The organism is Marilutibacter spongiae (assembly GCF_014145325.1).
GTDB lineage: Bacteria > Pseudomonadota > Gammaproteobacteria > Xanthomonadales > Xanthomonadaceae > Marilutibacter > Marilutibacter spongiae.
The window spans coordinates 120,778-143,537 of sequence record NZ_JACHTF010000004.1 but is presented as its reverse complement, the minus strand read 5'-3'; the positions used below and the strand labels follow the sequence as shown (position 1 = coordinate 143,537).

At 70.6% G+C, this 22,760-nt stretch carries 19 protein-coding genes; 8 read left to right on the top strand and 11 right to left on the bottom strand.

Annotation, left to right across the window (positions count from 1 at the left end):
• The 7 genes from H4F98_RS05260 to acs form a co-directional block, all read right to left on the bottom strand.
• Positions 1-1,770, bottom strand: a complete 1,770-nt coding sequence (locus H4F98_RS05260) for a GGDEF domain-containing protein (RefSeq protein WP_182685583.1) — start codon at positions 1,768-1,770, stop codon at positions 1-3.
• 122 nt (positions 1,771-1,892) lie between these two features.
• Positions 1,893-2,174 (bottom strand): hypothetical protein, encoded by a 282-nt coding sequence (locus H4F98_RS05255; protein ID WP_182685582.1) that lies wholly within the window; start codon positions 2,172-2,174, stop codon positions 1,893-1,895.
• Complete coding sequence (locus H4F98_RS05250; RefSeq protein WP_182685581.1) at positions 2,174-3,028, bottom strand: SAM-dependent methyltransferase; 855 nt, start codon at positions 3,026-3,028, stop codon at positions 2,174-2,176. Before H4F98_RS05250 ends, H4F98_RS05255 begins: the two co-directional genes overlap by 1 nt.
• A gap of 68 nt (positions 3,029-3,096) precedes the next feature.
• The gene (locus H4F98_RS05245; RefSeq protein ID WP_182685580.1) at positions 3,097-3,636 is read right to left on the bottom strand and encodes a GNAT family N-acetyltransferase; all 540 of its coding nucleotides are present in this window, start codon (positions 3,634-3,636) and stop codon (positions 3,097-3,099) included.
• Complete coding sequence (locus H4F98_RS05240; protein ID WP_182685579.1) at positions 3,633-4,964, bottom strand: pepsin-like aspartic protease; 1,332 nt, start codon at positions 4,962-4,964, stop codon at positions 3,633-3,635. Before H4F98_RS05240 ends, H4F98_RS05245 begins: the two co-directional genes overlap by 4 nt.
• Positions 4,965-5,001: 37 nt before the next feature.
• Complete coding sequence (locus H4F98_RS05235) at positions 5,002-5,679, bottom strand: response regulator transcription factor (protein ID WP_182685578.1); 678 nt, start codon at positions 5,677-5,679, stop codon at positions 5,002-5,004.
• Between the two features lie 160 nt (positions 5,680-5,839).
• On the bottom strand, positions 5,840-7,792 hold the full coding sequence (gene acs / locus H4F98_RS05230; protein ID WP_182685577.1) for an acetate--CoA ligase: 1,953 nt from the start codon (positions 7,790-7,792) through the stop codon (positions 5,840-5,842).
• 288 nt (positions 7,793-8,080) lie between these two features.
• On the opposite strand from acs, the gene H4F98_RS05225 reads away from it, so the two are divergent.
• The 3 genes from H4F98_RS05225 to H4F98_RS05215 are packed head-to-tail and all read left to right on the top strand — an operon-like array spanning position 8,081 to position 11,436.
• On the top strand, positions 8,081-9,433 hold the full coding sequence (locus tag H4F98_RS05225) for a DcaP family trimeric outer membrane transporter (RefSeq protein ID WP_182685697.1): 1,353 nt from the start codon (positions 8,081-8,083) through the stop codon (positions 9,431-9,433).
• 10 nt (positions 9,434-9,443) lie between these two features.
• Positions 9,444-9,707 (top strand): DUF4212 domain-containing protein, encoded by a 264-nt coding sequence (locus H4F98_RS05220; RefSeq protein WP_182685576.1) that lies wholly within the window; start codon positions 9,444-9,446, stop codon positions 9,705-9,707.
• 10 nt (positions 9,708-9,717) lie between these two features.
• A complete protein-coding gene (locus tag H4F98_RS05215; protein WP_182685575.1) occupies positions 9,718-11,436 on the top strand; it encodes a sodium:solute symporter family protein in 1,719 nt (572 codons plus the stop codon).
• 447 nt (positions 11,437-11,883) lie between these two features.
• Here H4F98_RS05215 and H4F98_RS05210 read toward each other — a convergent pair whose 3' ends face one another.
• On the bottom strand, positions 11,884-12,237 hold the full coding sequence (locus tag H4F98_RS05210; protein WP_182685574.1) for an EF-hand domain-containing protein: 354 nt from the start codon (positions 12,235-12,237) through the stop codon (positions 11,884-11,886).
• A 139-nt stretch (positions 12,238-12,376) separates the two neighbouring features.
• Entirely contained in the window at positions 12,377-13,561 is a 1,185-nt protein-coding gene (locus H4F98_RS05205; RefSeq protein WP_182685573.1) for a DesA family fatty acid desaturase, read from the bottom strand.
• A gap of 242 nt (positions 13,562-13,803) precedes the next feature.
• Here H4F98_RS05205 and mutM point away from each other — a divergent pair, with 242 nt between their 5' ends.
• Genes mutM through H4F98_RS05190 form a run of 3 tightly spaced genes read left to right on the top strand, consistent with a single transcriptional unit; the run spans position 13,804 to position 18,079 of the window.
• Complete coding sequence (mutM, locus tag H4F98_RS05200; protein ID WP_182685572.1) at positions 13,804-14,616, top strand: bifunctional DNA-formamidopyrimidine glycosylase/DNA-(apurinic or apyrimidinic site) lyase; 813 nt, start codon at positions 13,804-13,806, stop codon at positions 14,614-14,616.
• 40 nt (positions 14,617-14,656) lie between these two features.
• A complete protein-coding gene (locus H4F98_RS05195) occupies positions 14,657-15,241 on the top strand; it encodes an ECF-type sigma factor (RefSeq protein WP_182685571.1) in 585 nt (194 codons plus the stop codon).
• A gap of 21 nt (positions 15,242-15,262) precedes the next feature.
• Positions 15,263-18,079: a serine/threonine-protein kinase gene (locus H4F98_RS05190; RefSeq protein WP_182685570.1), complete on the top strand. Its 2,817-nt coding sequence runs from the start codon at positions 15,263-15,265 to the stop codon at positions 18,077-18,079.
• A gap of 18 nt (positions 18,080-18,097) precedes the next feature.
• Here the strand turns inward: H4F98_RS05190 and H4F98_RS05185 are convergent, their stop codons facing one another.
• Positions 18,098-18,718 carry a thymidine kinase gene (locus tag H4F98_RS05185; RefSeq protein WP_182685569.1) on the bottom strand — a complete coding sequence of 207 codons (621 nt, stop codon included), beginning with the start codon at positions 18,716-18,718 and terminating at the stop codon, positions 18,098-18,100.
• Between the two features lie 49 nt (positions 18,719-18,767).
• Positions 18,768-19,649, bottom strand: coding sequence for a methylglyoxal synthase (locus tag H4F98_RS05180; protein WP_182685568.1), 882 nt, complete (start codon positions 19,647-19,649; stop codon positions 18,768-18,770).
• 115 nt (positions 19,650-19,764) lie between these two features.
• Between H4F98_RS05180 and H4F98_RS05175 the strand changes: the two genes are divergently transcribed.
• Together H4F98_RS05175 and H4F98_RS05170 are read left to right on the top strand one after the other, a co-directional pair.
• Positions 19,765-21,747, top strand: a complete 1,983-nt coding sequence (locus H4F98_RS05175) for a UvrD-helicase domain-containing protein (protein WP_182685567.1) — start codon at positions 19,765-19,767, stop codon at positions 21,745-21,747.
• Between the two features lie 75 nt (positions 21,748-21,822).
• On the top strand, positions 21,823-22,722 hold the full coding sequence (locus H4F98_RS05170) for a 5'-nucleotidase, lipoprotein e(P4) family (RefSeq protein WP_182685566.1): 900 nt from the start codon (positions 21,823-21,825) through the stop codon (positions 22,720-22,722).
• Positions 22,723-22,760: the final 38 nt, after the last annotated feature.

The window sequence follows — 22,760 nt, the reverse complement described above, 5'->3', positions numbered from 1 at the left end:
TCAGGCCGTGATCGCGGGCCTCGATCCACCGTCCCCGGTGCGCACGGCGTGCGTGCGCACCTGGTCGCGACCGGAATTCTTGGCCAGGTACATGGCCTCGTCTGCGTGCGCGAACATGGTCTCGAAGGCATGCCCCGACACCGCGGTCGTCGTGCAACCGAAGCTGGCGGTGATCGGCATGGCGTGGTGGATGAGGCCGGTGTCGATGGCGGCCAGCCGCTCGCGGCAGCGCTGGGCGATGGCCTCGGCGGCGTCGCCGTCCGCGCCGCAGGACAGGATGCCGAACTCCTCGCCGCCCAGGCGCCCGCACAGGTCGCCCTCGCGACAGGCGGCGTGGCAGGCATCGGCCACCTGCTTGAGGACCCAGTCGCCGGCGGCGTGGCCGTGCTGGTCGTTGATGTGCTTGAAGTTGTCCAGGTCCAGCAGGACCAGCGCGGCGCTCCGCCCGGCGGCCTCGCAGTCCGCGAGGAGGGCCTCGGCCTGGCTGCGGAAATGCCGCCGGTTGGCGATCCCGGTCAAGCCGTCGGTCTGGGCCAGGATGCGGAAGCGGGTCTGCACGCGCTTGATCTTGTAGGCCCAGTAGCCGATGGCGGCGAGCACGACCGCCAGCAGCAGGAGCAGCAGGCGTGTGTTCTGCGCCGACGTGCGGGCGACTTCCTGTTCCAGTTTCAGGACCTGGTTCTGCTTGCTCAGCAGGGCGATCGCCTGGTCCTTCTGCTGCACCTCGTTGCGGCTCTGCTGGAAGGCCAGTTCGCGCACCATCACGTCGTCCAGGTAGGTCTTGTCGGCCTGCGCGTACTGGCGGTAGTAGTCCAGGGCGGCGGGCAGGTTGCCCTCGCGCTCGGCGACCCGGTACAGCACTTCCAGGGCCTCGACCTTGGGCAGCGAAGCGCTGCTGTCGGCATCGATGTCCAGCGCCGAACGCGCCAGCTTGCGCGCGTTGGCAAGGTCGTCCTTCTCCAGCCGGTAGCCGGCGAGCAGGGAGCGGAACTCGCTGATCAGGCGCGCGTAACCGGCGGCCTCGGCCTCTCGCAGGTGACGGGAGAGCAGCTTCTCGGCGCCGTCGCGATCGCCGGTCGCCGCCATGTGGCGGGCCATCTCGATGCGGATGAAGCTCACGAAGACCTTCTCGCCGATCGCTTCGCAACCGGCCAGCGCCTCCTGGACCTCGGCGGGGTCGGCGGGCCACGAGCCCAGGCCCCGCAACGCACTCAGGCGCTGCTGCCGGGCAATGCAACGCGTCCGCGGATCCGTGGTCGAGGCGATGAGCTGGTCGGCGTACTGGCGGCTGAGCTCGTACTTGCTGAACTGGTTGTAGAGGATCGTCGCCACGGCGAGCGCCTGTTCGCGCAACCGGGGGTCGGCATCCGCGGCGCCGGTCGCGGCCAGCGACTGCTCCAGGTGCGACAGCCCCAGCGCGAAGTTCCGGGTTGCGGCGGCGCTGTTGGCGATCAGCAGGGACGAACGCAGCTTGACCTCGGGGTCCCGTGCCTCGGCGTGGAGCTGGCGGGCCAGGGCGACGGCGCCGTCGAAGTCGCCCTTGAAGGCCTCCCGGTAGGCGTGCAGCAACTGCAGGTGCTGCCGCTGTCGGGTATCGGCCTCGTCGATCCGCGCGTCGAGCGCGTCGAGCGCCCGCACGAACGCGGCAGGATCGGCGCTGCGGATCGCGTCGGCTTCTTCCAGCCGCGACTGGAAGTCCGGCGGCGCCGACAGGCCGGCCTCGGGTCCCAGCACCAGCGCAAGGCCCAGGATCAGCGGGGCGAGCCTCATGGTCCGACGCGCGCGGCTCTGGGCCCGGCGATCCCGGTAGGCGACGGTCCGCCGCCACGCCGGTCCGGGACCGGCGCGATGGCGACGGATGCCGCGACGTACCGGGTCGCCAGGCGCATGGTTCAGGCCGCTCGGGCGCTGGCGTCCTTCTCGGGCGCGTCCCGGTCGTCCTCGTCCGGTTCGTCCTCCTTGACCGGCTGCTCTTCCTCGGCGGGGAACAGGCCGCAGAAGGTGACCGCGGGGGCTTCAAGCAGCTCGGCGATGCGGGTGGCATCCCGGCGCGCAAGCGCGGCCGCCGACTCGGCGTCGAGCTCGAGCGCGGCGACGGCGTCCGCGTACTGGTCTTCGGTCAGCAGCGCCGGGTTGCGACCCAGTGCCTCGAGGAACTTCACGACGTTCGACATTACGGAACTCCTTCTTTCACGGGTGGTGGATACGACACGGGTGGCGCGACGCGTTCGGACGCTTCCAGGGCTTCGATGCGGGCCAGCATCGCCGCGTCGGGTTGCAGTTCGACGGCAGGGGGCACGACCAGGGTGGTGTGCATGCTCAGCTCGGTCCCGGCGAGCGCACGCAACGCGACCGGTTCCATCCGCGGCGACGCGGTGGGCAGGATCGCCGCTTCGTAGGCGATGACCACGTGGTCGGCGGGGTAGTCCTCCCGCAGGCGGTCCACCAGCAACTGGCGGTGCGCCGGGCCGGTGGCGAACCGGCGATAGGTCCGGTCGCCCACCCAGCCCACCTGCCACAGCACGAGGTAGGCGCCGGGATCGATGCGGCGGCGGTAGAACAGCAGCTGGCTGGCCTCGTAGTGCTGGCAGCCGACCCGGCCCGGGTCGATGCCCAGGTCGGCGTACAGGCAGTCCTCGGCCGACACGCCGGGTTCCATGTGCGCCGGGAAGCCCTCGGCCCGCGCCTGCGCGATCGCGTCGTGCGGTGCCTTGGCGAAGATGCCCGGATGGCCGTAGAACGCGCCGCACACGTGCTTGCCGGCGCGGACTTCCGCCAGCATCGCCTCGGTCATCTGCCGATAGGTGTCGTGGCGCGGCTTGCCGTCGCCATAGAAGGCCTGCAGGCTGCGTACGTCGGGGTTCATCTGCTGGAGCCACAATTCGACCAGCGGATCGGACACGGCGCTGAAGACCACGTCCGCCTGTTCGACATGGCTGCGTGCACGCGGGCCGACGTGGGCCCCGAGCATCATGCCGAGGCCGACGCAGGCGAGCCTGCCCGGTGAATTGGCGGCCGACGCCGTCATGCGTGCCCTTCGCTCCCCAGCCGTGTAGAGCTGGACAATACCGCTACGGACAGACTTTGCAAAATGGATCACGGCCCGTCGCGTCGGGCCGCCCAGTCAGCCTGGCGCAGTTCCCAGCGGCAGCGGCCATCGACCCGGGCCCCTGCCGGCACGCGCGCCAGCCCCAGCGGCGCGAACAGGCGGTCGATCAGGCGCGCGTGGGCGTCGTCGACGCGCTCCCCGAACACCAGGTCGACCCCCATCGCCTCGAAGGCATGGTCGATGATCCGGGCGTAGGCCTCGCGCGACACCCCGCGATTCCACCAGGCCGGCAGCAGTACCCCCCCGATCTCGACGCAACGGCCCTCGCGGAGCAGGCCGACGACCCCGGCCCGCCGCCCGGTGGCGGCTTCGACCACCGACCAGTGGCGGTGGCCGGGCGTGTCGCGGGCGTTGTGGCGGCAGGTGCGCTCGAACGCCGCCGTCGCCCCGGCCGCTGCCAGGGGCGGCATGATCCGGGCCATGACCGCCGGGCTGGTATAGAGGGCCACGTAAAGGTCGCGATCGGCCGGATCGTCCGCCTGCAGCGGACGCAGCTGGAAACGGGCGGTCCGCAGCGACCCGCTCATGCGCCAGCCGGCGGTCGCGCCGATGCGACCCGCACCCGTCCGCGGCCGCCATCGGCATCGCGGTCGAACACGCAGAAGCGGCCGGCCATCAGCGGCAGGCCCAGGATCGACTGGTTCGGCCAGCCCGGTAGTTGCGGCATCAACAGGAAGAAGGCCTGCCCGGCGGACATGGCATTGCGCGGCCAGTACGCCTCGGGTCCACAGGCGAGCGCCACTTCGCCGCCGTCGTCGGCCTCCAGGTGGAACGTCAGGACCGGCCAGTCGAGGGCCTCGACCTCGGCGTTGGGGACGCCCTGCCCGTCCTTGCCGAACTGCGCACGGAAGCGCTGGGCCAGCGCGGGCAGCCGGGGGTCGAGGCGGCCCAGGTCGGCCATCACGGCGTCGTGGACGCCCTGCTCGAGCACCACGAAGCTGCTGCCGGTATCGAGGATCGCGTTGCTGGCCGCGCGGTCGGCGTAGACCGCGTCCAGCGGCGGCACCGGGATCCGGGGCCCGTCGCCGACCTGTACGGCGACCAGGCCTGCGTTGTAGTACAGGTCATGGACGATGCGGATGTCCTGGAACGCGCCATCGTGCAGCTCGCCGCAGGCCTCGCCGCCGCCCAGCACCAGCACGCCGCGGTTGAGCGGATCGGCATCGAGGGCCGCATCATCGGCGCCGGCCTCGCCCACGTGGACCAGGGCACGGTGGACGAGCAGGCCGAAGCGGTCGCGCACGCGGCCCCGCGCCGCGAGCTGGGAGAACAGGGGAGCCAGCGCGACGGGCGGCTGTTGCACGATCAGGCCGGCGAGCGCATCGGCGTCCGCGTCTTGCGTGCCACCGAAGGGCCACGGCCAGGTCAGGGCCGGGTCGACGCCCCGGGCCGCCAGCAGGCGGGCCATGTCATGGCCGGTGTCCAGGCCGCCATAGGCCAGGCCGAAGATGCCGTCGGCATCGTGGAAGTCTTCCGCCCCCGTCGTCGCCAGGGCGACCTGTGCGTCCTCCAGGCCGCAGGCACGGGGTGCATCACCGAAGGCCACGCGGGTGCGCACTACCGGGCCGGTCCAGTGGCCCCGGCCATAGTGCAGCTGCTGGGCCCAGGAGGTGGCGTCCAGCGCGGCGTCGTCGTCAGGTGCGTACGCGTGCGGCAACACCACCAGGGTGCTGCTGCCGGTGTCGAGGATCAGCCGTGCCTCGCGCGCCTGGCTGCCGAAGTCGATCGACACGGTATAGGCCCCCTTGGCCCAGGCCAGCGAGATCGGCAGGTGCAGGTCTTCCGCCGCGGGCGGTTGGGCGTCCATGCGCCGATTGGAGCAGATCGCCGGGCTGATGCGAAGCGCGTCGCCCATCTCGACTGCCTGGCCGGGGTCGGGCCCGGCGGGCGGCCTAGTCGGGTTCTTCGGGCGGCGGCACGATCGCGCCCGGATCGACCGCAAGCCGGCCGGCAATCAGCACCGCCTGGGTGCGGTTGTTGGCGCCCAGCTTGCGCAGGATCGCGGTCACGTGCGCCTTGATGGTCGCCTCGGACACGCCCAGGTCGTAGGCGATCTGCTTGTTGAGCAGTCCCGCGCCGAGCATCTGCAGCACGCGGAACTGCTGCGGGGTGAGGTCGCGCAGGCGTTGCGCGGCGTCGTGCTCGGCCTCGTCGGTGGCCGGCGCCGACAGCGCCGCTTCCGGTGCCCAGCGGTCGCCGTCGAGCACGGTGGTGATGGCCTCGCCCAGCGTCGTCGCGTCGGCCGACTTGGGGATGAAGCCGACCGCGCCGTGGTCGAGCGCGCGCCGCATCACCGCGGGTTCCTCGCGCGCGGAGACCACCACGATGGGCAGCTGCGGATGCAGCGCCCGCAGGTGGACCAGGGCGCTGAAGCCCTGCGCGCCGGGCATGTTGAGGTCGAGCAGGAGCAGGTCGGCGTCGGGCTCGGTCTCCACGAGCGCATACAGCGATTCGACCCCGTCGGCCTCGCGCAGGCGCGCGTCGGGCAGCACCCGGGCCACCGCCCCGCGCAGGGCCTCGCGGAACAGCGGGTGGTCGTCGGCGACGATGACGGTGGTGCTCGATGACATGGGGGATCCGGTGGTTTCGCCTGCCCCGCGACGGCGGCGGGCGGGGAAGGCAGGGGAGGGTGCAGGACGCGTTGCCGCGAGGACATGATCGGGGCAGGACACCGTCCTGCCCAGCCCTTCGTCGACCGCGGGGCGACGAAGGGCACGCCGGCGGTGCCGGTCAGGGCACCCGGCGCTCCTTGACCAGCGACTCCACCACCGAGGGGTCGGCCAGGGTCGAGGTGTCGCCGAGCTGGTCGGGGGCGTTCTCGGCGATCTTGCGCAGGATGCGGCGCATGATCTTGCCCGAGCGCGTCTTCGGCAGGCCCGGTGCCCATTGCAGGTGGTCGGGCGTGGCGATCGGGCCGATCTCCTTGCGCACGTGCGCGACCAGCTCCTTGCGCAGCGCGTCGCTGCTCGCCTCGCCGGCGATCAGGGTGACGTAGGCATAGATGCCCTGGCCTTTCACGTCGTGCGGGAAGCCCACCACCGCGGCCTCGGCCACCTTCGGGTGGCTGACCAGCGCACTCTCGACCTCGGCGGTGCCGATGCGGTGGCCGCTGACGTTGATCACGTCGTCCACCCGCCCGGTGATCCAGTAGTAGCCGTCCGCGTCGCGGCGGCAGCCGTCGCCGGTGAAATAGGTGCCGGGGTAGGTCTTGAAGTAGGTGTCGATGAAGCGCGCGTGGTCGCCGTAGACGGTGCGCATCTGGCCCGGCCAGGAATCGAGCAGCACCAGGTTGCCCTCGGCCTCGCCCTCCAGTTGCGTGCCGTTGGCATCCACCAGCGCCGGCCGCACGCCGAAGAACGGTGTGCTCGCCGAGCCCGGCTTGAGATCGGTCGCGCCGGGCAGCGGGGTGATCAGGATTCCGCCCGTCTCGGTCTGCCACCAGGTATCGACGATCGGGCAGCGGCTGTCGCCGACCACCTCGTGGTACCAGCGCCAGGCTTCGGGGTTGATCGGCTCGCCGACGGTGCCGAGCAGTCGCAGCGACGCGCGCGACGTGCGTTTGACCGGTTCGTCGCCCTCGCGCATCAGCGCACGGATTGCGGTCGGCGCAGTGTAGAACAGGGTCACCTCGTGCCGGTCGATGACCTCCCAGAACCGCGACACGTCCGGGTAGTTGGGCACGCCCTCGAACACCAGCGCGGTGGCGCCGTTGGCCAGCGGGCCGTAGACGATGTAGCTGTGGCCGGTCACCCAGCCCACGTCGGCGGTGCACCAGTAGATGTCGTCCTCGCGCAGGTCGAACACCGCTTCATGGGTGTAGCTGGCATAGGTGAGGTAGCCGCCGGTGGTGTGCAGCACGCCCTTGGGCTTGCCGGTGCTGCCGGAGGTGTACAGGATGAAGAGCGGGTCCTCGGCGTTCATCCGCTCCGGCTCGCAGGTGTCGGGCTGGTCGGCCACGACGGCGTCGTACCAGCGGTCTCGCGGCATCTGCATGTCGACCGCGCCGTGCGTGTGGCGCACCACGAGCACCGTCTCCACGCTGGTGGTGCCCGGCAGCTTGAGCGCGGCGTCGACATTGGCCTTGAGCGGGATCTTCTTGCTGCCGCGCAGGCCTTCGTCGGCGGTGATGATGATCTTGCTCCCGCAGTCGATCACGCGGTCGGCGATCGAGTTGGGCGCGAAGCCGCCGAACACCACCGAATGGACCGCGCCGATGCGCGCGCAGGCGAGCATCGCGACCACCGCCTCGGGGATCATCGGCAGGTAGAGGGTGATGCGGTCGCCCTTCTTCGCGCCCAGCGCGCGCAACGCATTCGCCAGGCGGCAGACGCGCGCGTGCAGCTCGCGGTAGCTGACGTGCTCGGCGGGTCTGGACGGGTCGTCCTGCTCGAAGATCAACGCGGTCTTGTCGCCCCGCGACTCGAGGTGCCGGTCCAGGCAGTTGACGCTCGCGTTGAGTTCGCCGTCGGCGTACCAGCGGATGCGGAAGTCCTCCAGGTCGTAGCTGACGTCCTTGACCTGGGTGGGGGCCTTCATCCAGTCCAGGCGCTTGGCGACATCGCCCCAGAACGCCTCCGGATCGGACACCGAGGCCGCGTACAGGCGCGCGTAGTCGTCGCGCTTGATGCGCGCGTCGGCGGCGAAATCGTCGGGGACGGGATAGAGGGCGTCGGGGTGGTTCATGGGAGGCTCCATTGGCTCGGATGCTGCGCTGGTGCGGTGTTGCAGTGCGGCGAAAACGCGTGGCCCGCACGCCCAGTGTGCCGTATCGGCCCGTGTGCCCGGCGTGGATTTCCTTAGACCATGGTCGAAAAGCGCGGGGCTTTGGCGGCATTCGGCCCGTCGTTCGACCAATGGCGAATGGTTGGCCTCGACACAGTGCGCGCAGCCTGCCGTCACCGTGCAGACCACGGCATTCCTCGGGAGGGAATCATGTCCACACGCATCGCATCGCGCGGCGCCACCGGCCCCATGCCGGCGCTCGTCCGCAAGCGCCGCCTGGCGACGGCACTGGCCGTTGCCCTGCTGTTGCCCGGCCTGGCCATGGCGCAGACGGCGAAGGAAGCAGAACTCGAGGCGCGCGTCGCCGAACTCGAGAAGATGGTGCAGCAACTGGTGCAACAGCAGCAGTCCCAGGCGCCGACCGCGCCCGCGGCGGCCCCCGCGGCCCCCGCCGCGCCGGCAGCCGGCACCGCGCCCACGATCCAGTCCACGCCGATCCTCACCGCCGGAAATCCAGGCAGCAAGTTCTCCTTCGGCGGCTTCATCAAGCTCGACGCCATGGTGACCGATACCAGCGACGGCGAGATCGCCGACGGCAATTCCGGCCGCCTGTTCTACGTGCCCAGCACGATCCCGGTCGCCGCGAACGGGGCCGAGCCCGACACCGATCCCTACGCCGACTTCCACGCGCAGTTCTCGCGCTTCTGGTTCGGCGCCGACTACGTGACCGACGAAGGCGACAAGCTCAAGGCGTACATCGAGGCGGACTTCTTCGGCGGCGGCACCAACGCGCTGGCGGGCAACGAGACCTCGACCAACACCTACGCGGTCACCCTGCGCCACGCCTACGTCAGCTGGAACAACTGGCTGGCGGGCCAGACCTGGTCGAACTTCCAGGACACCGCCGCGCTGCCGGACACGGTGGACTTCCTCGGCGTCACCGATGGCACCATCTTCGTGCGCCAGGCGCAGTTGCGCTACACCAACGGTCCCTGGTCGCTGTCGATCGAGAACCCGCAGACCCTGGTCACCGCCTACCAGGGCGCCGGCCGCTACAACAGCGGCGACAACGTCATGCCCGACCTCACCGGTCGCTGGGTGACCAAGGGCGACTGGGGCCACCTGAGCCTGGCCGGCATGCTGCGCCAGTTCAAGGACGGCGACGAAACCGCCGGCGGCGGCGCGGTCAGCGTCGGCGGCAAGTTCAACCTCGGCGCCAGCAACGATCTGCGCTACATGGTCAACGCCGGCAGCGGCATCGGTCGCTACATGGCCTTCGGCATGGGCACGGACGTCGTCCAGGACATCGACGGCGACATCGACCCGCTGGACGGCTACAGCGGCTTCGTCGCCTGGCGCCACGTCTTCAACGACAAGCTGCGCGGCAACCTCATGTACTCGGCGGCGCATTTCGACAACGACGTCGACCTCACCGGCTACGGCGTCACCGAGCGCTCGCAGTCCATCCGCGCCAACCTGATCTATTCGCCGTTCCCGAAGCTGGATGTCGGCGCCGAACTGAGCTACGGCCAGCGCTCGCTCGAGGACGACCGCGAAGGCGACATGAAACGCATCCACACCACCGTCAAGTACAGCTTCTGAGGAGGCAGCCATGTCAGGCAAACACATAAACGCCAAGCAGTACTGGCGCGCGAACCTCCGGCTGATGGCGATCCTGCTCGCCATCTGGGCGCTGGTGTCCTTCGGCGCCGGCATCGTCTTCGCGGACGCGCTCAACCAGTTCCGCATCGGCGGCTTCAAGCTGGGCTTCTACTTCGCCCAGCAGGGGTCGATCTACGTATTCGTCCTGCTGACGTTCTACTACGCATGGCGGATGAACCGGCTCGAGCGCGAGCTCGACCTCCACGAAGACTGAGGAGAGGCATATGTCCGTCCAAGCCTGGACCTACCTGCTCGTCGGCCTCAGCTTCGCGCTGTACATCGGCATCGCTATCTGGAGTCGGGTCGGCAGTACCAAGGAGTTCTACGTCGCCGGCGGCGGCGTCCACCCCGTCGCCAACGGCATGGCCACCGCGGCCGACTGGATGAGCGCGGCGTCGTTCATCTCGATGGCCGGCATCATCAGCTTCGCCGGCTACGACGGTTCGGTGTACCTGATGGGCTGGACCGGCGGCTACGTGCTGCTGGCCCTGCTGCTGGCCCCGTACCTGCGCAAGTTCGGCAAGTTCACCGTGCCGGACTTCGTCGGCGACCGCTACTACTCCGACACCGCGCGACTGGTGGCGGTGGTGTGCGCGATCTTCGTGTCGTTCACCTACGTCGCCGGGCAGATGCGCGGCGTCGGCATCGTCTTCAGCCGCTTCCTGGAGGTGGACATCACCACCGGCGTCATCATCGGCATGGCGATCGTGTTCTTCTACGCCGTGCTCGGCGGCATGAAGGGCATCACCTACACGCAGGTCGCGCAGTACTGCGTGCTGATCTTCGCGTTCATGGTGCCGGCGATCTTCATCTCGATCCTGCTCACCGGCAACGCGATCCCGCAGCTCGGCTTCGGCAGCAAGCTCGCCGATGGCAGCGGGGTGTACCTGCTGGACAAGCTCGACGGCCTGAGTACGCAGTTGGGGTTCGCGGCCTATACCGAGGGCAGTAAATCGACCATCGACGTCTTCGCCATCACCCTGGCGCTGATGGTCGGCACCGCGGGCCTTCCGCACGTGATCGTCCGCTTCTTCACCGTGCCGAAGGTGCGCGACGCGCGTCGTTCCGCGGGCTGGGCGATCCTCTTCATCGCGCTGCTTTACACCACCGCCCCGGCGGTCGCCAGCTTCGCCCGCGTCAACATGATCCAGACCATCAACGGCGCCGACATGCAGGGTACCGAGCATGCGACCGCCCCGGCCTGGGTGCGCAACTGGGAGAAGACCGGCCTCATCACCTGGGACGACAAGAACAGCGACGGCAAGATGTTCTACGCCAAGGACGACCGCAACGAGATGACCATCGACCGCGACATCATGGTCCTGGCCAATCCGGAGATCGCGCGCCTGCCGGCGTGGGTGATCGCCCTGGTGGCCGCCGGTGGACTGGCGGCGGCGCTCAGCACTGCAGCGGGCCTGTTGCTGGTGATTTCCTCGGCGGTATCGCACGACTTGTTGAAGAAGGTGGTGATGCCCGGCATCACCGAGAAGCAGGAGCTGCTCTATGCCCGCATCGCCGCCGGTTGCGCGGTGGTCGTGGCCGGCCTGCTGGGCATCTATCCACCGGGCTTCGTCGCCGAGGTGGTGGCGTTCGCCTTCGGTCTCGCGGCGGCGACCTTCTTCCCGGCGATCGTGCTCGGCATCTTCGACAAGCGCACCAACATGCAGGGTGCGGTGGCGGGCATGGTGGTGGGCCTGGTCTTCACCGTCTGCTACATCGTCTACTTCAAGGGCGTGTTCATGGCGCCCATGGCGGAGAACGTGCCGGCGAACTGGTTGTTCGGGATATCGCCCGAGGGCATTGGCGTGATCGGCATGCTGCTGAACTTCGCGATCGCCTTCGGCGTGTCGCGGATGACGCCGCCGCCACCGCAGCACGTGCAGGACATGGTCGACGACATCCGCGTGCCGCGCGGTGCCGGCGAGGCCACGGCCGCCCACTGACCTCACTGGAGCTTCGTGCTCTCTCCACGGCCCGCCATCGTTCCGATGGCGGGCTTTTTCTTGTCCCGGGTTCCAGGGATGGTCGGGATGGGGGCGGCTGCGACATCGCAGCAGGGTGGGTAGAGCCGAAGGCGAAACCCACCGTCGCGCAGCCGCACGCACGACGGACGATGGGTTTTGCTCCGCGCAACCCATCCTACGGTTCCGCCTCTCACCCCACCCCGTAGGGTGGGTAGAGCCGAAGGCGAAACCCACCGTCGCGCAGCCGCACGCACGACGAACGATGGGTTTTGCTTCGCGCAACCCATCTTACGAAGCCGTGGGGCTCGGGGCCTCCGGGTCGAGAGGACATTGGGCGAGGGCGCCAGCCACATCAACGGTCAGCCTGGGCCGGGCGCGACGTCGGCGGGGCATGCCGCGGGCGGGGCCGGGCGAGCGGCGGCGCGCCTACAGCGGCGGGGCGGACAGCTCGCGGGCGTCCAGGAAGCCGTTCTTGTCCTGGTCCTGGCGGACGAAGGTGCGCGCGAGCTTCGCGCGGTGGTCGATCAGGCTGACCGGCTTGCCGCGTCCGCCGGGCAGTTCGTCGACGCTGAGGATGCCGTCGCCGTTGGCGTCCATGCGCTCGAACGCATAGCTCATCCAGTCCTGGTACTCGGCCAGGGACACACGGCCGTCGCCGTCGCTGTCCATGCGCGCCAGGTACTCGCTGGTCGCCTGCACCTGCGCGTGCGCGGATGGCAGGAGGGCGGTGGGGACCAGGCAGGCGCCAAGGGCCAGGGCGAAGCGGAGCGGGGACGTCATGCCGCGCAGGCTACCGGAAACCGGGGCCGCGTGGCGGTCGCCGCGACCAGGCGTTCGGCTGGCGGTCGGGAAGCGGCGACCGCCGGAAACGAAGGAGCCCGCGACGGGCGCGGGCTCTCCGGGACGATGGCGGCCGGGCTCAGCGACGGGCCGGGGCCAGCGCATAGCCCTTCAGGCGCGCCGAGAAGGCCTGCAGCGAATGGATGCCGCTGGCTTCGGCCTCGGTGCACCAGGCATGCAGGCGCTGCAGCGTCGCCTGGGCGTCGTACGAGCGGTCATCGAGCACCTGGGCCAGGCGGTGGCGGTACTCGGCGAGCGTGGCCATCTTCGGGCGCTCCGCCAGCCAGGCCTGCAGGCGCGCGCGCTTGCCGTCGTCCAGCCAGCGGCCACCGTCGGCCAGGCCCTTGCGCATCGCGCGGGGCAGGGTGTCGCGTCCCTCGCGCAGGGTCGGCAGGGTGACGTTGCGGTAGAAGTCGGTCATGGCCTGGAAGCGGATCGCCAGCAGCGCCTTCAGGGTTTCGCCGTCGGGCATCGCGATGTTCGGGCGCACGTCGAGCGTCGGCGCGACGCGCAGCACCTTGGCCAGGCGCAGCTTCTCGAAGGTGCGGATGGTGGCCCAGCCGATGTCGAACTCGAAGCGGCGCAGCGCGAACTTCGCCGAGCTCGGGAAGGCATGGTGGTTGTTGTGCAGCTCTTCGCCGCCGATCCACACGCCCCACGGCGTCAGGTTGGTCGAGGTGTCCGCGCTCTCGAAGTTGCGGTAGCCCCACCAGTGGCCCAGGCCGTTGACCACGCCCGCCGCCCAGAACGGGATCCACGCCATCTGGATCGCCCAGATCGCCACGCCGGCGAAGCCGAACAGGGCGAAGCTGATGAACAGCAGCAGGGTCGGCCCCATCGTCGCGTGCGGGGTGTAGAGGTGGCGCTCGATCCAGTCGTCGGGGCAGCCCTTGCCGTATTTCTCGATCGACTCGCGATCGCTGCGCGCCTCGCGGTAGAGCTCGACGCCGCGCCAGAACACGGTCTTGATGCCCTTGACCTGCGGGCTGTGCGGGTCTTCCTCGGTCTCGCACTTGGCGTGGTGCTTGCGATGGATCGCCGCCCATTCGCGGGTGATCATCGAGGTGGTGAGCCAGGTCCAGAAACGGAACACGTGGGCGACGGCCGGATGGAAGTCGACCGAGCGGTGCGCCATCGATCGGTGCAGGTACAGCGTCACCGAGAAGATCGTGAGCTGGGTGGCGACCAGGAAATAGATCGCCAGGGTGCCGAAACCGGCCTGCAGCAGTCCGCCGGCGAGGAAGTCGAGCAGTGAAGCGGGCATTTCAAACTCCGAGGACCGCGGTCCTGTTGGGCGACGCCGGCCGCGGCGCGGTCGGACGGTGGATACCTGAGGGTGCTCCCCGGGACCATCATGCCACCCGGATGTGTCCGTTCGCGCCCGTATGGGCGGCGTCCGTACAGGAAACGAGATGGTGTGCGCGGAAGCGGAAAACAAGCCGCGCCCCGTTCAGGAAGCCGCCCGGCCCGCTGCCCGTGCCACGGGCCTTCCAGTACGCTTGCCGCATGCCCGAACTGCCCGAAGTCGAGACCACCCGTGCCGGCCTGGCCCCGCACGTGGAGGGACGTCGCGTGGACCGCGTGGTCCTGCGGCGCCCCGACCTGCGCTGGCCGATCCCGCCGGAGGTGGCGCGGGCATTGCCCGGCCAGCGCATCGACGCGGTCCGCCGGCGCGCCAAGTACCTGCTGATGGACACGTCGGCCGGGGCGGCGATCCTGCACCTGGGCATGTCCGGCAGCCTGCGGGTGCTGCCCGGCGACACCCCCCTGCGTGCGCACGACCACGTCGACATCGGCCTCGACGACGGGCGCGTGCTGCGCTTCAACGACCCACGCCGCTTCGGCGCCCTGCTGTGGCAACCGCCCGGCGAGGTCCACCCGCTGCTGCGCGGGCTGGGGCCCGAGCCGCTGTCGGAGGCGTTCAGCGGCGACGCCCTGTTCGCCCTCAGCCGGGGCCGCAAGGCGCCGGTCAAGGCCTTCCTGATGGACCAGGCGGTGGTCGTCGGGGTGGGCAACATCTACGCCGCCGAAGCGCTGTTCAGCGCCGGCATCTCGCCGCTGCGCCCGGCGGGCGGGATCTCCCGCGATCGCTACCGTCGCCTTGCCGCTTCGGTGAAGGCGATCCTGGCCCACGCCATCCAGCGCGGCGGCACCACCCTGCGCGACTTCATCAGTCCCGATGGCGCACCGGGCTACTTCGAGCAGGAACTGATGGTCTACGGTCGCGGCGGCGAACCCTGTCGCCGTTGCGGCGGCCCCCTGCGCGAGGCCAGCATCGGCCAGCGCGCCAGCGTCTGGTGCCCCCGCTGCCAGCGCTGAACCCGTGCTTGCCGCATCCTGAACGCGCTATAGTCCGCGCATGGACATCGAGGACGGCACGCCGGCGCAACGCGCCGACATCACACGGATGCTGGGCGCGGCGCGCGGCGGCGATCGCGGCGCGCTCGACAACGTGCTGGCCACCCTCTACCAGGAACTGCATTCGATGGCCCGCCGCCAACTGGCCGGCCAGCACGGACACACCCTCGATGCCACCGCGCTCGTCCACGAGGCCTACCTCAAGCTGATCGGCCGCCGCGAGGCACAGTTCGACGACCGTGCCCATTTCTTCGCCTATGCCGCGTCGGCCATGCGCAGCGTGGTCGTCGACTATGCGCGCCAGCGCCTGGCGCAAAAGCGCGGCGGCGACCTGCACCGGGTGACCGACCTGCCCGAGGACCTGGAAGGCGGCGTCCGCCTGGACGAGGAAACCCTGGGCCTGGACACCGCGCTCACGCGCCTGGCCGAAGTCGACCAGCGCCTGGCCCAGGTGGTCGAGCTGCGCTACTTCGGTGGCCTGTCGGAACTGGAGATCGCCGGGCTCCTCGACCGCTCCGAGCGCAGCATCCGCCGCGACTGGCAGAAGGCGCGCCTGTTCCTGCTGGCTTCGCTCAAGGACGACTGACCGCTCGCGGCGGGGGGCTGGATGGACGCCGAACGCTGGCAACGGCTGTCCCCGCTGCTCGACGCCCTGCTCGAACTCGAGCCCGAAGCGCGTACCCGCCGCCTGCAGTCGCTGCGCGACGAAGATCCCGGGCTCGCCGCCGAGCTCGAGGCCCTGCTCGCGCTGGAAGGCGACAACGACGACTTCCTGTCCGAACCGCTGGTGATGCCGCCGGCCGGCGTCGGCAGCGGCGCCGAGGTCGGCCCCTACCGCCTGGAGAGCCTGCTCGGCGAGGGCGGCATGGGTCAGGTCTGGCTGGCCTCGCGTGCGGACGGCCTTTACCAGCGCCGGGTCGCGCTCAAGCTGCTGCGCCCCGGGCTGACCAGCAACGACCTGCGCCTGCGTTTCACCCGCGAGCGCGAGATCCTCGCCCGGCTCGCGCACCCCAACATCGCGCGCCTGCTCGACGCCGGCATCAGCGGCGACGGCCTGCCCTACCTGGCCCTGGAATACGTCGACGGCACCCCGATCACCGACTACTGCCGCGAACACCGCGTGCCGCTCGCCCAGCGCCTGCGGATGTTCCGCCAGATCTGCGACGCGGTGAGCCACGCGCACGCCAACCTCATCGTCCATCGCGACCTCAAGCCGTCCAACATCCTCGTCACCCCGGCGGGCGAGGTGCGACTGCTCGATTTCGGCATCGCCAAGCTCCTCGACAGCGAGGCGCCCGCGCCCGAGCAGACCGGCACCGGCATGCGCGCCTTCACCCTGCACTACGCCGCGCCGGAGCAGATCCGCGGCGAGCCGGTCACCACCATGACCGACGTGTATTCGCTGGGCGTGGTGCTGTACGAACTGCTGACCTCGAGCAAGCCCTACCGCCTCAAGCGGCACAGCGACGCGGAGTGGGAGGAGGCCATCCTCACCGCCGACCCGGTGCGCCCGTCGCAGGCGGTGCTGCGCGACACGGCCACCGCCGACGATCGCGCCGCCCAGCGCCGGCGCGGCCGCGTGCTCGCAGGCGACCTGGACAACATCGCCCTGCGCGCGCTGGCCAAGCGGCCGGAGCAGCGCTATCCCTCGGTGGAGGCGCTGGCACAGGACATCGGCCGCTTCGAAGCCGGGCGCCCGGTGATGGCCCAGCCGCAGCGGCTTGGCTACCGCTTCCGCAAGTACGTGGCCCGGCACCGCTGGGCGCTGGCCACGGGCCTGGTGGTGACCCTGGTGCTGAGCACCGCACTCGCGCTGATCGCCTGGCAGGCGCGCGAGGCGGTCGCCGAGGCGGCGCGCGCGCAGGCCATGCAGGACTTCATGATCGGGCTGTTCGAGAACGCAGGCCGCGGTCGCGAAGGCGAGCCGCTGGACCTCGACAGCCTGCTCGACGGCGCCGTCGAGCGCGGCAACCTGCAGCTGGCGCGCGAGCCGCGTGCGCGCGCCGAACTGCTGGGCGTCATTGCCCGGCTGCGCATGGGCCTGGGCGACCAGGCACAGGCGCGGGCGCTGCTGGAACAGCAGGCTGCGATCATCGCGCAGACAGCGGACATCCCGGCCAGCCTGCGCCTGGAGTCGCTGGTCCTGCGTGGCCGCCTGGCGCGCCAGGAGGGCGATGCCGCCGCCTGCGTGACCCTGCTGGAGCCGTCCCTGGGCGATGCCCGCCGGGAGCAGGCGCAATTGCCGCCGCAGGCCGCCGACTTCTATTCCGAGCTGGGGCGTTGCCGGCAAGCGATGGGCGCGCGACAGGGCGCCCGGCAGATGTTCGAGCGCGCGTTCGCCGTGCGCCGGGACATGCGCAGCGACGAAGTCGGCACCGTGCAGAACCTCATCGACCTGGCCGACCTGCAGGTCGAGGACGGCGAGCTGCAGGCCGCGCTCGCCGGATACCGGCAGGCGGGCGAGCGGCTGCAGCAACGGGTGGGTGGGCAGCACGGCCTGCAGATCGACATCGGTCGTCGCCTGGCCGGCGTGCAACGCCGACTGGGACGCGTGGAGGAGGCCATCGCGACCCTTCGCGCGACCCTGCAGCTCTCCGCGCAGGTCTCAGGCGTGGGCCACGAGACCACGCTGGGCGTGCGCGAGCAGCTGGTGGCGCTCTACCTCGACGACAACCGCTTCGCCGATGCCCAGGCGCAGCTGGCCGAGATCCATCGCGAGCGCCTGCAGCGGCTGGGGCCGGATGATCCGGCAATGATCTCCAGCCACGGCCTGCTCGGTCGCGTCGCGTGGGAGCGCAACGACCTCTCGACCGCGCTGGTCCACCTGCACGATGCCCTGCGGATCGCGCGCACGGCGCGCGCCGGCCGCGCCGACCAGGAGCGCCTCGTCGACGCCCTGCTGCGCCTGGCCACGGTGCTGCACGAGGCCGGCCGCGACCGTGATGCGCTGCCGCTGCTGCAGGAGGCCCGGCAGGCGATCGACGCCATGCCGGGCGCCGACGCCAGCCAGGTGGACCGCCTGCTGGGCGAGGTCGAGATCGCCCTGGATCGCGGCGACGCCGGTCGCGCGCGCCTGCAGCGGGCCCGCGCGGAGGCGGAGCGCCGGCATGGCGCCGACTCGCCGCAGGCGTTGCGCAGCGAGATCGCGGTCCTGCGCGAAGGGGCCGGCGACGGCCGGCCCGCCGCCATCGCGCGCCTGGACGCCATCGCGCGGATGCCGCGCGACGGCGCGCGCGCCAGCGAGGTGCGGCCGGTGGCCTGGCGCGCGGCGGCCTTCGCGGCGGAGGCACGCTGCCGCCAGGGACACGTGGAAGCCGCGCTCGGTGGGCTCGAGCAGCTGGAAACCGAACTGGAGGCCCGCCAGCGCGACGGCAGCGCCCTGCGCCGCGACGTCACCGCCATCCGGCAGGCCTGCGGCCGCTGACCCGGCGGCGCGACGGCGCTAGAGCGGCAGGGGAGGCTGCGCGGGGTCGATCCGGCCTTCGCCGCGCATCACCCGCTTGTACTCCGCCCGCGACACCGAGACATAGCGGTCGTTGCCGCCGATCTCTACCTGCGGCCCCTCGCGGACCGCGCGGCCCTGTTCGTCGACGCGGACGACCATCGTGGCCTTGCTGCCGCTGTGGCAGATGGTCTTGATCTCGCTGATCTCGTCGGCCCAGGCGAGCAGGTACTGACTGCCCTCGAAGAGCTCGCCGCGGAAGTCGGTGCGCAGGCCGTAGCACAGCACCGGGATGCCCAGCGCGTCAACCACCTCGGTCAGCTGCCAGGCCTGCGAGCGGCCCAGGAACTGCGCTTCGTCGACCAGCACGCAATGCAGCGGACCGTTCGCCTCGATGTCGGCCTGGACCCGCGCCTGGAGGTCCTCTTCCGGGCCGAAGGCGATCGCCTCGGAGGACAGGCCGATCCGCGAGGCGACGCGCCCGGTGCCCGCGCGATCGTCCAGCCGGGGCGTCAGGATCGCCACGCGCATGCCGCGCTCGCGGTAGTTGTGGGCGGACTGCAGCAGGGTGGTGGTCTTCCCGGCATTCATCGCCGAGTAGTAGAAGTAGAGCTTCGCCATCGCGGAAGTGTAGGGTGCGGTGGCGCCCGCCGTCACGGCCGCGGCCGCGTCACAGCGGCCGCAGGGCCTGTCTGCGGACGGCGGCCCCGGCCCAGCGCGCGGCCATCGCCGGGGAGGTGGTGCAGACCGCGTCGTCGGTGACGGTGGTGACCGCGCGCTCGAGCAACTGGATGTCGGCCTCGTGCTGGCGCGCCACGTGCGGATCCTCGAAGAACACCACCCGCTGGCAGCGCTTCTCCAGCACGCGGTCGGCGATCTGCGCGTCGCCGCCGAGCGGACCGCTTTCGTAGCGGCGCACCCAGGGCGTGTCCGCCGGCCAGCCGCGGCTCCAGGCCAGCTCGTTGAGGCGCTGGCCCGTCGTGCCGGTGCCGACGCGCTGGTCGAAGCGCGACAGCAGATCGAAGTGATGCGCTGCGAAATCCAGCATCGCCGGTTTCATCGCGTCGTGGGCGACCAGGGCCAGGACCTGGCCGCGAGGGTCGAAGAAGCGGTCGGCCGCCGGATCCGGCGCCAGTCCGGCGAGGACGCGCTCCTGCTCGATCCAGTCGCGCGCCGCGGCCACGGTGGAGATGAAGGGCTTGCCGTGGATCACGCACTGCCGCTTCAGCGCCACGGCCTCGGGAAAGGTCGAGGACGGGTCCACCGGGTCGATCAGGTAGATCGCACCGTCCAGGCGGCGCTCGACCTCGTCCAGGCCCACGACCTCGGCGACCAGCTTCATCAGGCCGCCCTCGCGGCCATACGGATAGCGGCGCAGGCCCGCATGGCCGCCGAGCATGCCCGCGGCCACGATCGCATCATGGGTCCGGCCCACGGCATGCAGGGCCAGTCCCAGCTCGCGGATGCCCGATTCGCAGGCGCGCAGCCAGCGGAACAGCGCGGCATCCTCGCTGGCGTGGTGCAGGCGGTTGGCGGCCAGTCCCATGCGCATCGGCGGCATCCTCGTCGTCGTGTTGCATTGCAATATAACGCGGGGGCCGACGCCGCGGGGGCGCGGGGCGGGGCGGCGGGTCCGCTACACTGTGGGCCGCTCCAGGAAGTCCCGCATGCACGGCCTCAACCCCCCCCAACGCGCCGCCGTCGAGCATACCGACGGCCCCTTGCTCGTGCTCGCCGGCGCGGGCAGCGGCAAGACCCGCGTGATCGTCGAGAAGATCGCCCACCTGATCGCCAGCGGGCGCATGCCGGCGCGGCGTATCGCGGCGATCACCTTCACCAACAAGTCGGCGAAGGAGATGAAGGAGCGCGTCGCCAAGCGCATCCGCGGGGACGCCGCCGAAGGCCTGACGGTGTGCACCTTCCATGCGCTGGGCCTGAAGATGCTGCAGATCGACCATGCCAAGGCCGGCCTGCGTCGTGGCTTCAGCGTGTTCGACAGCGACGACAGCGCCGCCCAGGTCAAGGACCTGCTGCCACCGGGCAGCAAGCCCGACGTGCTCGACAACGCGCGCAACCTCATCTCGCGGGCGAAGAACGCGGGCTTGTCGCCGGAGGAGGCGATGGCCGCATCGCGCGGCCCGCGCGAAGTGGAAGCCGCGGCGCTATACGCTCGCTACCAGGCGCGACTGCAGACGTTCAACGCGGTCGACTTCGACGACCTGATCCGCCTGCCGGTGCAATTGCTTGAAGCCGACGAGGACATGCGCCTGGCCTGGCGCGAGCGCATCGGCTACCTGCTGGTCGACGAATGCCAGGACACCAACGACGCCCAGTACCGCCTGCTCAAGGCGATCGCCGGCCCGAAGGGCTTGTTCACCTGCGTGGGCGACGACGACCAGTCGATCTATGCCTGGCGCGGCGCCAACCCCGACAACCTGCTGACCCTGGGCACGGACTACCCGTCGCTGCGCATCGTCAAGCTGGAACAGAACTACCGCTGCTCCAACCGCGTGCTGCGCGCGGCCAACGCCCTGATCGCGCACAACCCCCACGAGCACCTCAAGACCCTCTGGAGCGAGAACGCCGACGGCGAGCGCATCCGCATCTGGGAATGCCGGGACGGGGCCCACGAGGCGGAGAAGGTCGCCGCCGAACTGCACTTCATCGCCACCGCCAAGCAGGCGCCGTGGAGCGATTTCTGCATCCTGTTCCGCAGCAACCACCAGAGCCGCGCGCTGGAGAAGGCGCTGCAGCTGCTGCGCGTGCCTTACCACCTCACCGGGGGCACCGCGTTCCTGGAGCGCGGGGAGGTCAAGGACGCGCTGTCCTGGCTGCGCCTGGTCGCCAATCCCGACGACGACGCGGCCTTCCTGCGCGCGGTGCAGGCGCCGCGCCGCGAGGTCGGTGCGACCACCCTGGCCAAGCTCGCCGAGCTGGCGCAGAAGTCGCACATGCCGATGTCGCGCGCCGCCGAGTCCGTCGGCGTGCTCAAGCAGCTCGCCCCCCGCGCCGGCAACGCCCTGGACGGGTTCATCGGCATCATCCGCGGCCTGCGCGGCGATGCCCAGCGCCTGCCGCCGGCGGAGCTGGTGCGCGTGCTCGCGGAAAAGAGCGGCCTGCTCGCCTCGATCCGCGCGCAGTGCAAGGACGAGGCCAGCTTCCAGCGCCGCCGCCAGAACCTGGAAGAGCTGGCCGAGTGGTTCGAGGGCGGCAAGGGCAGCGGCCCTGGCGAACTCGCCGCGCAACTGGCGCTGCTGTCGCACGCCGACAAGGGCGAGGCCGGCAACCAGGTGCGGCTGATGTCGCTGCACGCCGCCAAGGGCCTGGAATTCCGCTACGTCTTCATCGTCGGCGTCAACGACGGCACCTTGCCGCACGAGGCCGCGATGGAGGAGGGCAGCCTGGACGAAGAGCGGCGGCTGCTCTACGTGGGCATCACCCGCGCCAAGGAGCAGCTGTGGCTGTCGTACTGCCGCGAGGCCCAGCGCTGGGGCGACCGCTTCCGCCTGCAGCCCAGCCGCTTCTTCGACGAGCTGCCGCCGGCCGAGGTCCAGCGCGACGGCGCCGACCCGGTGGCCGACGCCGCGCGCAAGCAGGAGCGCGCGCAGGCGGGCCTGGCGGCGATCCGCGCGCTGCTGGAAGAAGGCTGAGGGGCGCCTGGCGACACGAAGCGGCGATGCTTCGCCGGTACACTCGGGCGTCCGAGACGAAATAGTGGAGCTTTCATGCGTTCGAGTTTCCTGGCCGCGACGGCATTGGCCGGCCTGTTCTCCCTGGCCGCCTGCCAGCGCGGCGAACCGGCCGCCACGCCGCCGGCGGCGCCCGTGGCCACCGCGCCGGCCGGGGCGGTACCGGCCAACGACAACCTCAACGCGGTCCTGTGGGTGCAGACCTCGACCGAGTACCAGGCGCTCGCGCGGCAGACGTTCAAGGCCGCCGCCGACCATCTCGACCAGGCCCTCGCCGAGGCGAACTGGGACGCGCTGGTCCCCGGCGAACGCGCCAACGCCGGCACCGGGCTCAAGCCGGCGGTGATCATGGACGTCGACGAGACCGTGCTGGACAACTCGCCCTACCAGGCGCGCCTGGTCCGCGACGGCAAGGCCTACGACGAGGTCACATGGGCCGCCTGGGTCGCCGAGAAGAAGGCACGGCCGGTGCCGGGCGTGGTCGATTTCGCCCGGGCCGCGGCAGCCAGGGGCGTGACCATCCTCTATCTGTCCAACCGTGCCGAGCACCTGCAGGAGGCGACCCTGGCCAACCTGCGCGCCGAGGGCCTTCCGGTGGCCGACGACAGCGTTTTCCTCGGCCTGGGGACCTACGTGGAAGGCTGTGAGCAGAACGGCAGCGAGAAGAACTGCCGGCGCCAGCTGGCCGGACGCGAGTACCGGGTGCTGATGCAGTTCGGCGACCAGCTCGGCGACTTCACCGAGGTCGTCAACAACACCGCCGAGGGCCGCGCCGCGCTGATGGACGAATACGGCGACTGGTTCGGCGAGCGCTGGTGGATGCTGCCCAATCCGACCTACGGCTCGTGGGAGCCGGCTGCGTTCAACAACGACTGGAGCCAGCCGGTGGAGGTGCGCCGGGCCGCGAAGCAGGACGCGCTGGATTACGCACAATAGCCATTAATAATCAATGGCTTGAGCCGATTTACTTAAAG

Excerpts from the sequence above, each read along its gene's own strand:
- H4F98_RS05260 (WP_182685583.1), bottom strand. The coding sequence starts at position 1,770 with ATGAGGCTCGCCCCGCTGATCCTGGGCCTTGCGCTGGTGCTGGGACCC.
- H4F98_RS05255 (WP_182685582.1), bottom strand. The coding sequence starts at position 2,174 with ATGTCGAACGTCGTGAAGTTCCTCGAGGCACTGGGTCGCAACCCGGCG.
- H4F98_RS05250 (WP_182685581.1), bottom strand. The coding sequence starts at position 3,028 with ATGACGGCGTCGGCCGCCAATTCACCGGGCAGGCTCGCCTGCGTCGGC.
- H4F98_RS05245 (WP_182685580.1), bottom strand. The coding sequence starts at position 3,636 with ATGAGCGGGTCGCTGCGGACCGCCCGTTTCCAGCTGCGTCCGCTGCAG.
- H4F98_RS05240 (WP_182685579.1), bottom strand. The coding sequence starts at position 4,964 with ATGGGCGACGCGCTTCGCATCAGCCCGGCGATCTGCTCCAATCGGCGC.
- H4F98_RS05235 (WP_182685578.1), bottom strand. The coding sequence starts at position 5,679 with ATGTCATCGAGCACCACCGTCATCGTCGCCGACGACCACCCGCTGTTC.
- acs (WP_182685577.1), bottom strand. The coding sequence starts at position 7,792 with ATGAACCACCCCGACGCCCTCTATCCCGTCCCCGACGATTTCGCCGCC.
- H4F98_RS05225 (WP_182685697.1), top strand. The coding sequence starts at position 8,081 with ATGCCGGCGCTCGTCCGCAAGCGCCGCCTGGCGACGGCACTGGCCGTT.
- H4F98_RS05220 (WP_182685576.1), top strand. The coding sequence starts at position 9,444 with ATGTCAGGCAAACACATAAACGCCAAGCAGTACTGGCGCGCGAACCTC.
- H4F98_RS05215 (WP_182685575.1), top strand. The coding sequence starts at position 9,718 with ATGTCCGTCCAAGCCTGGACCTACCTGCTCGTCGGCCTCAGCTTCGCG.
- H4F98_RS05210 (WP_182685574.1), bottom strand. The coding sequence starts at position 12,237 with ATGACGTCCCCGCTCCGCTTCGCCCTGGCCCTTGGCGCCTGCCTGGTC.
- H4F98_RS05205 (WP_182685573.1), bottom strand. The coding sequence starts at position 13,561 with ATGCCCGCTTCACTGCTCGACTTCCTCGCCGGCGGACTGCTGCAGGCC.
- mutM (WP_182685572.1), top strand. The coding sequence starts at position 13,804 with ATGCCCGAACTGCCCGAAGTCGAGACCACCCGTGCCGGCCTGGCCCCG.
- H4F98_RS05195 (WP_182685571.1), top strand. The coding sequence starts at position 14,657 with ATGGACATCGAGGACGGCACGCCGGCGCAACGCGCCGACATCACACGG.
- H4F98_RS05190 (WP_182685570.1), top strand. The coding sequence starts at position 15,263 with ATGGACGCCGAACGCTGGCAACGGCTGTCCCCGCTGCTCGACGCCCTG.
- H4F98_RS05185 (WP_182685569.1), bottom strand. The coding sequence starts at position 18,718 with ATGGCGAAGCTCTACTTCTACTACTCGGCGATGAATGCCGGGAAGACC.
- H4F98_RS05180 (WP_182685568.1), bottom strand. The coding sequence starts at position 19,649 with ATGCGCATGGGACTGGCCGCCAACCGCCTGCACCACGCCAGCGAGGAT.
- H4F98_RS05175 (WP_182685567.1), top strand. The coding sequence starts at position 19,765 with ATGCACGGCCTCAACCCCCCCCAACGCGCCGCCGTCGAGCATACCGAC.
- H4F98_RS05170 (WP_182685566.1), top strand. The coding sequence starts at position 21,823 with ATGCGTTCGAGTTTCCTGGCCGCGACGGCATTGGCCGGCCTGTTCTCC.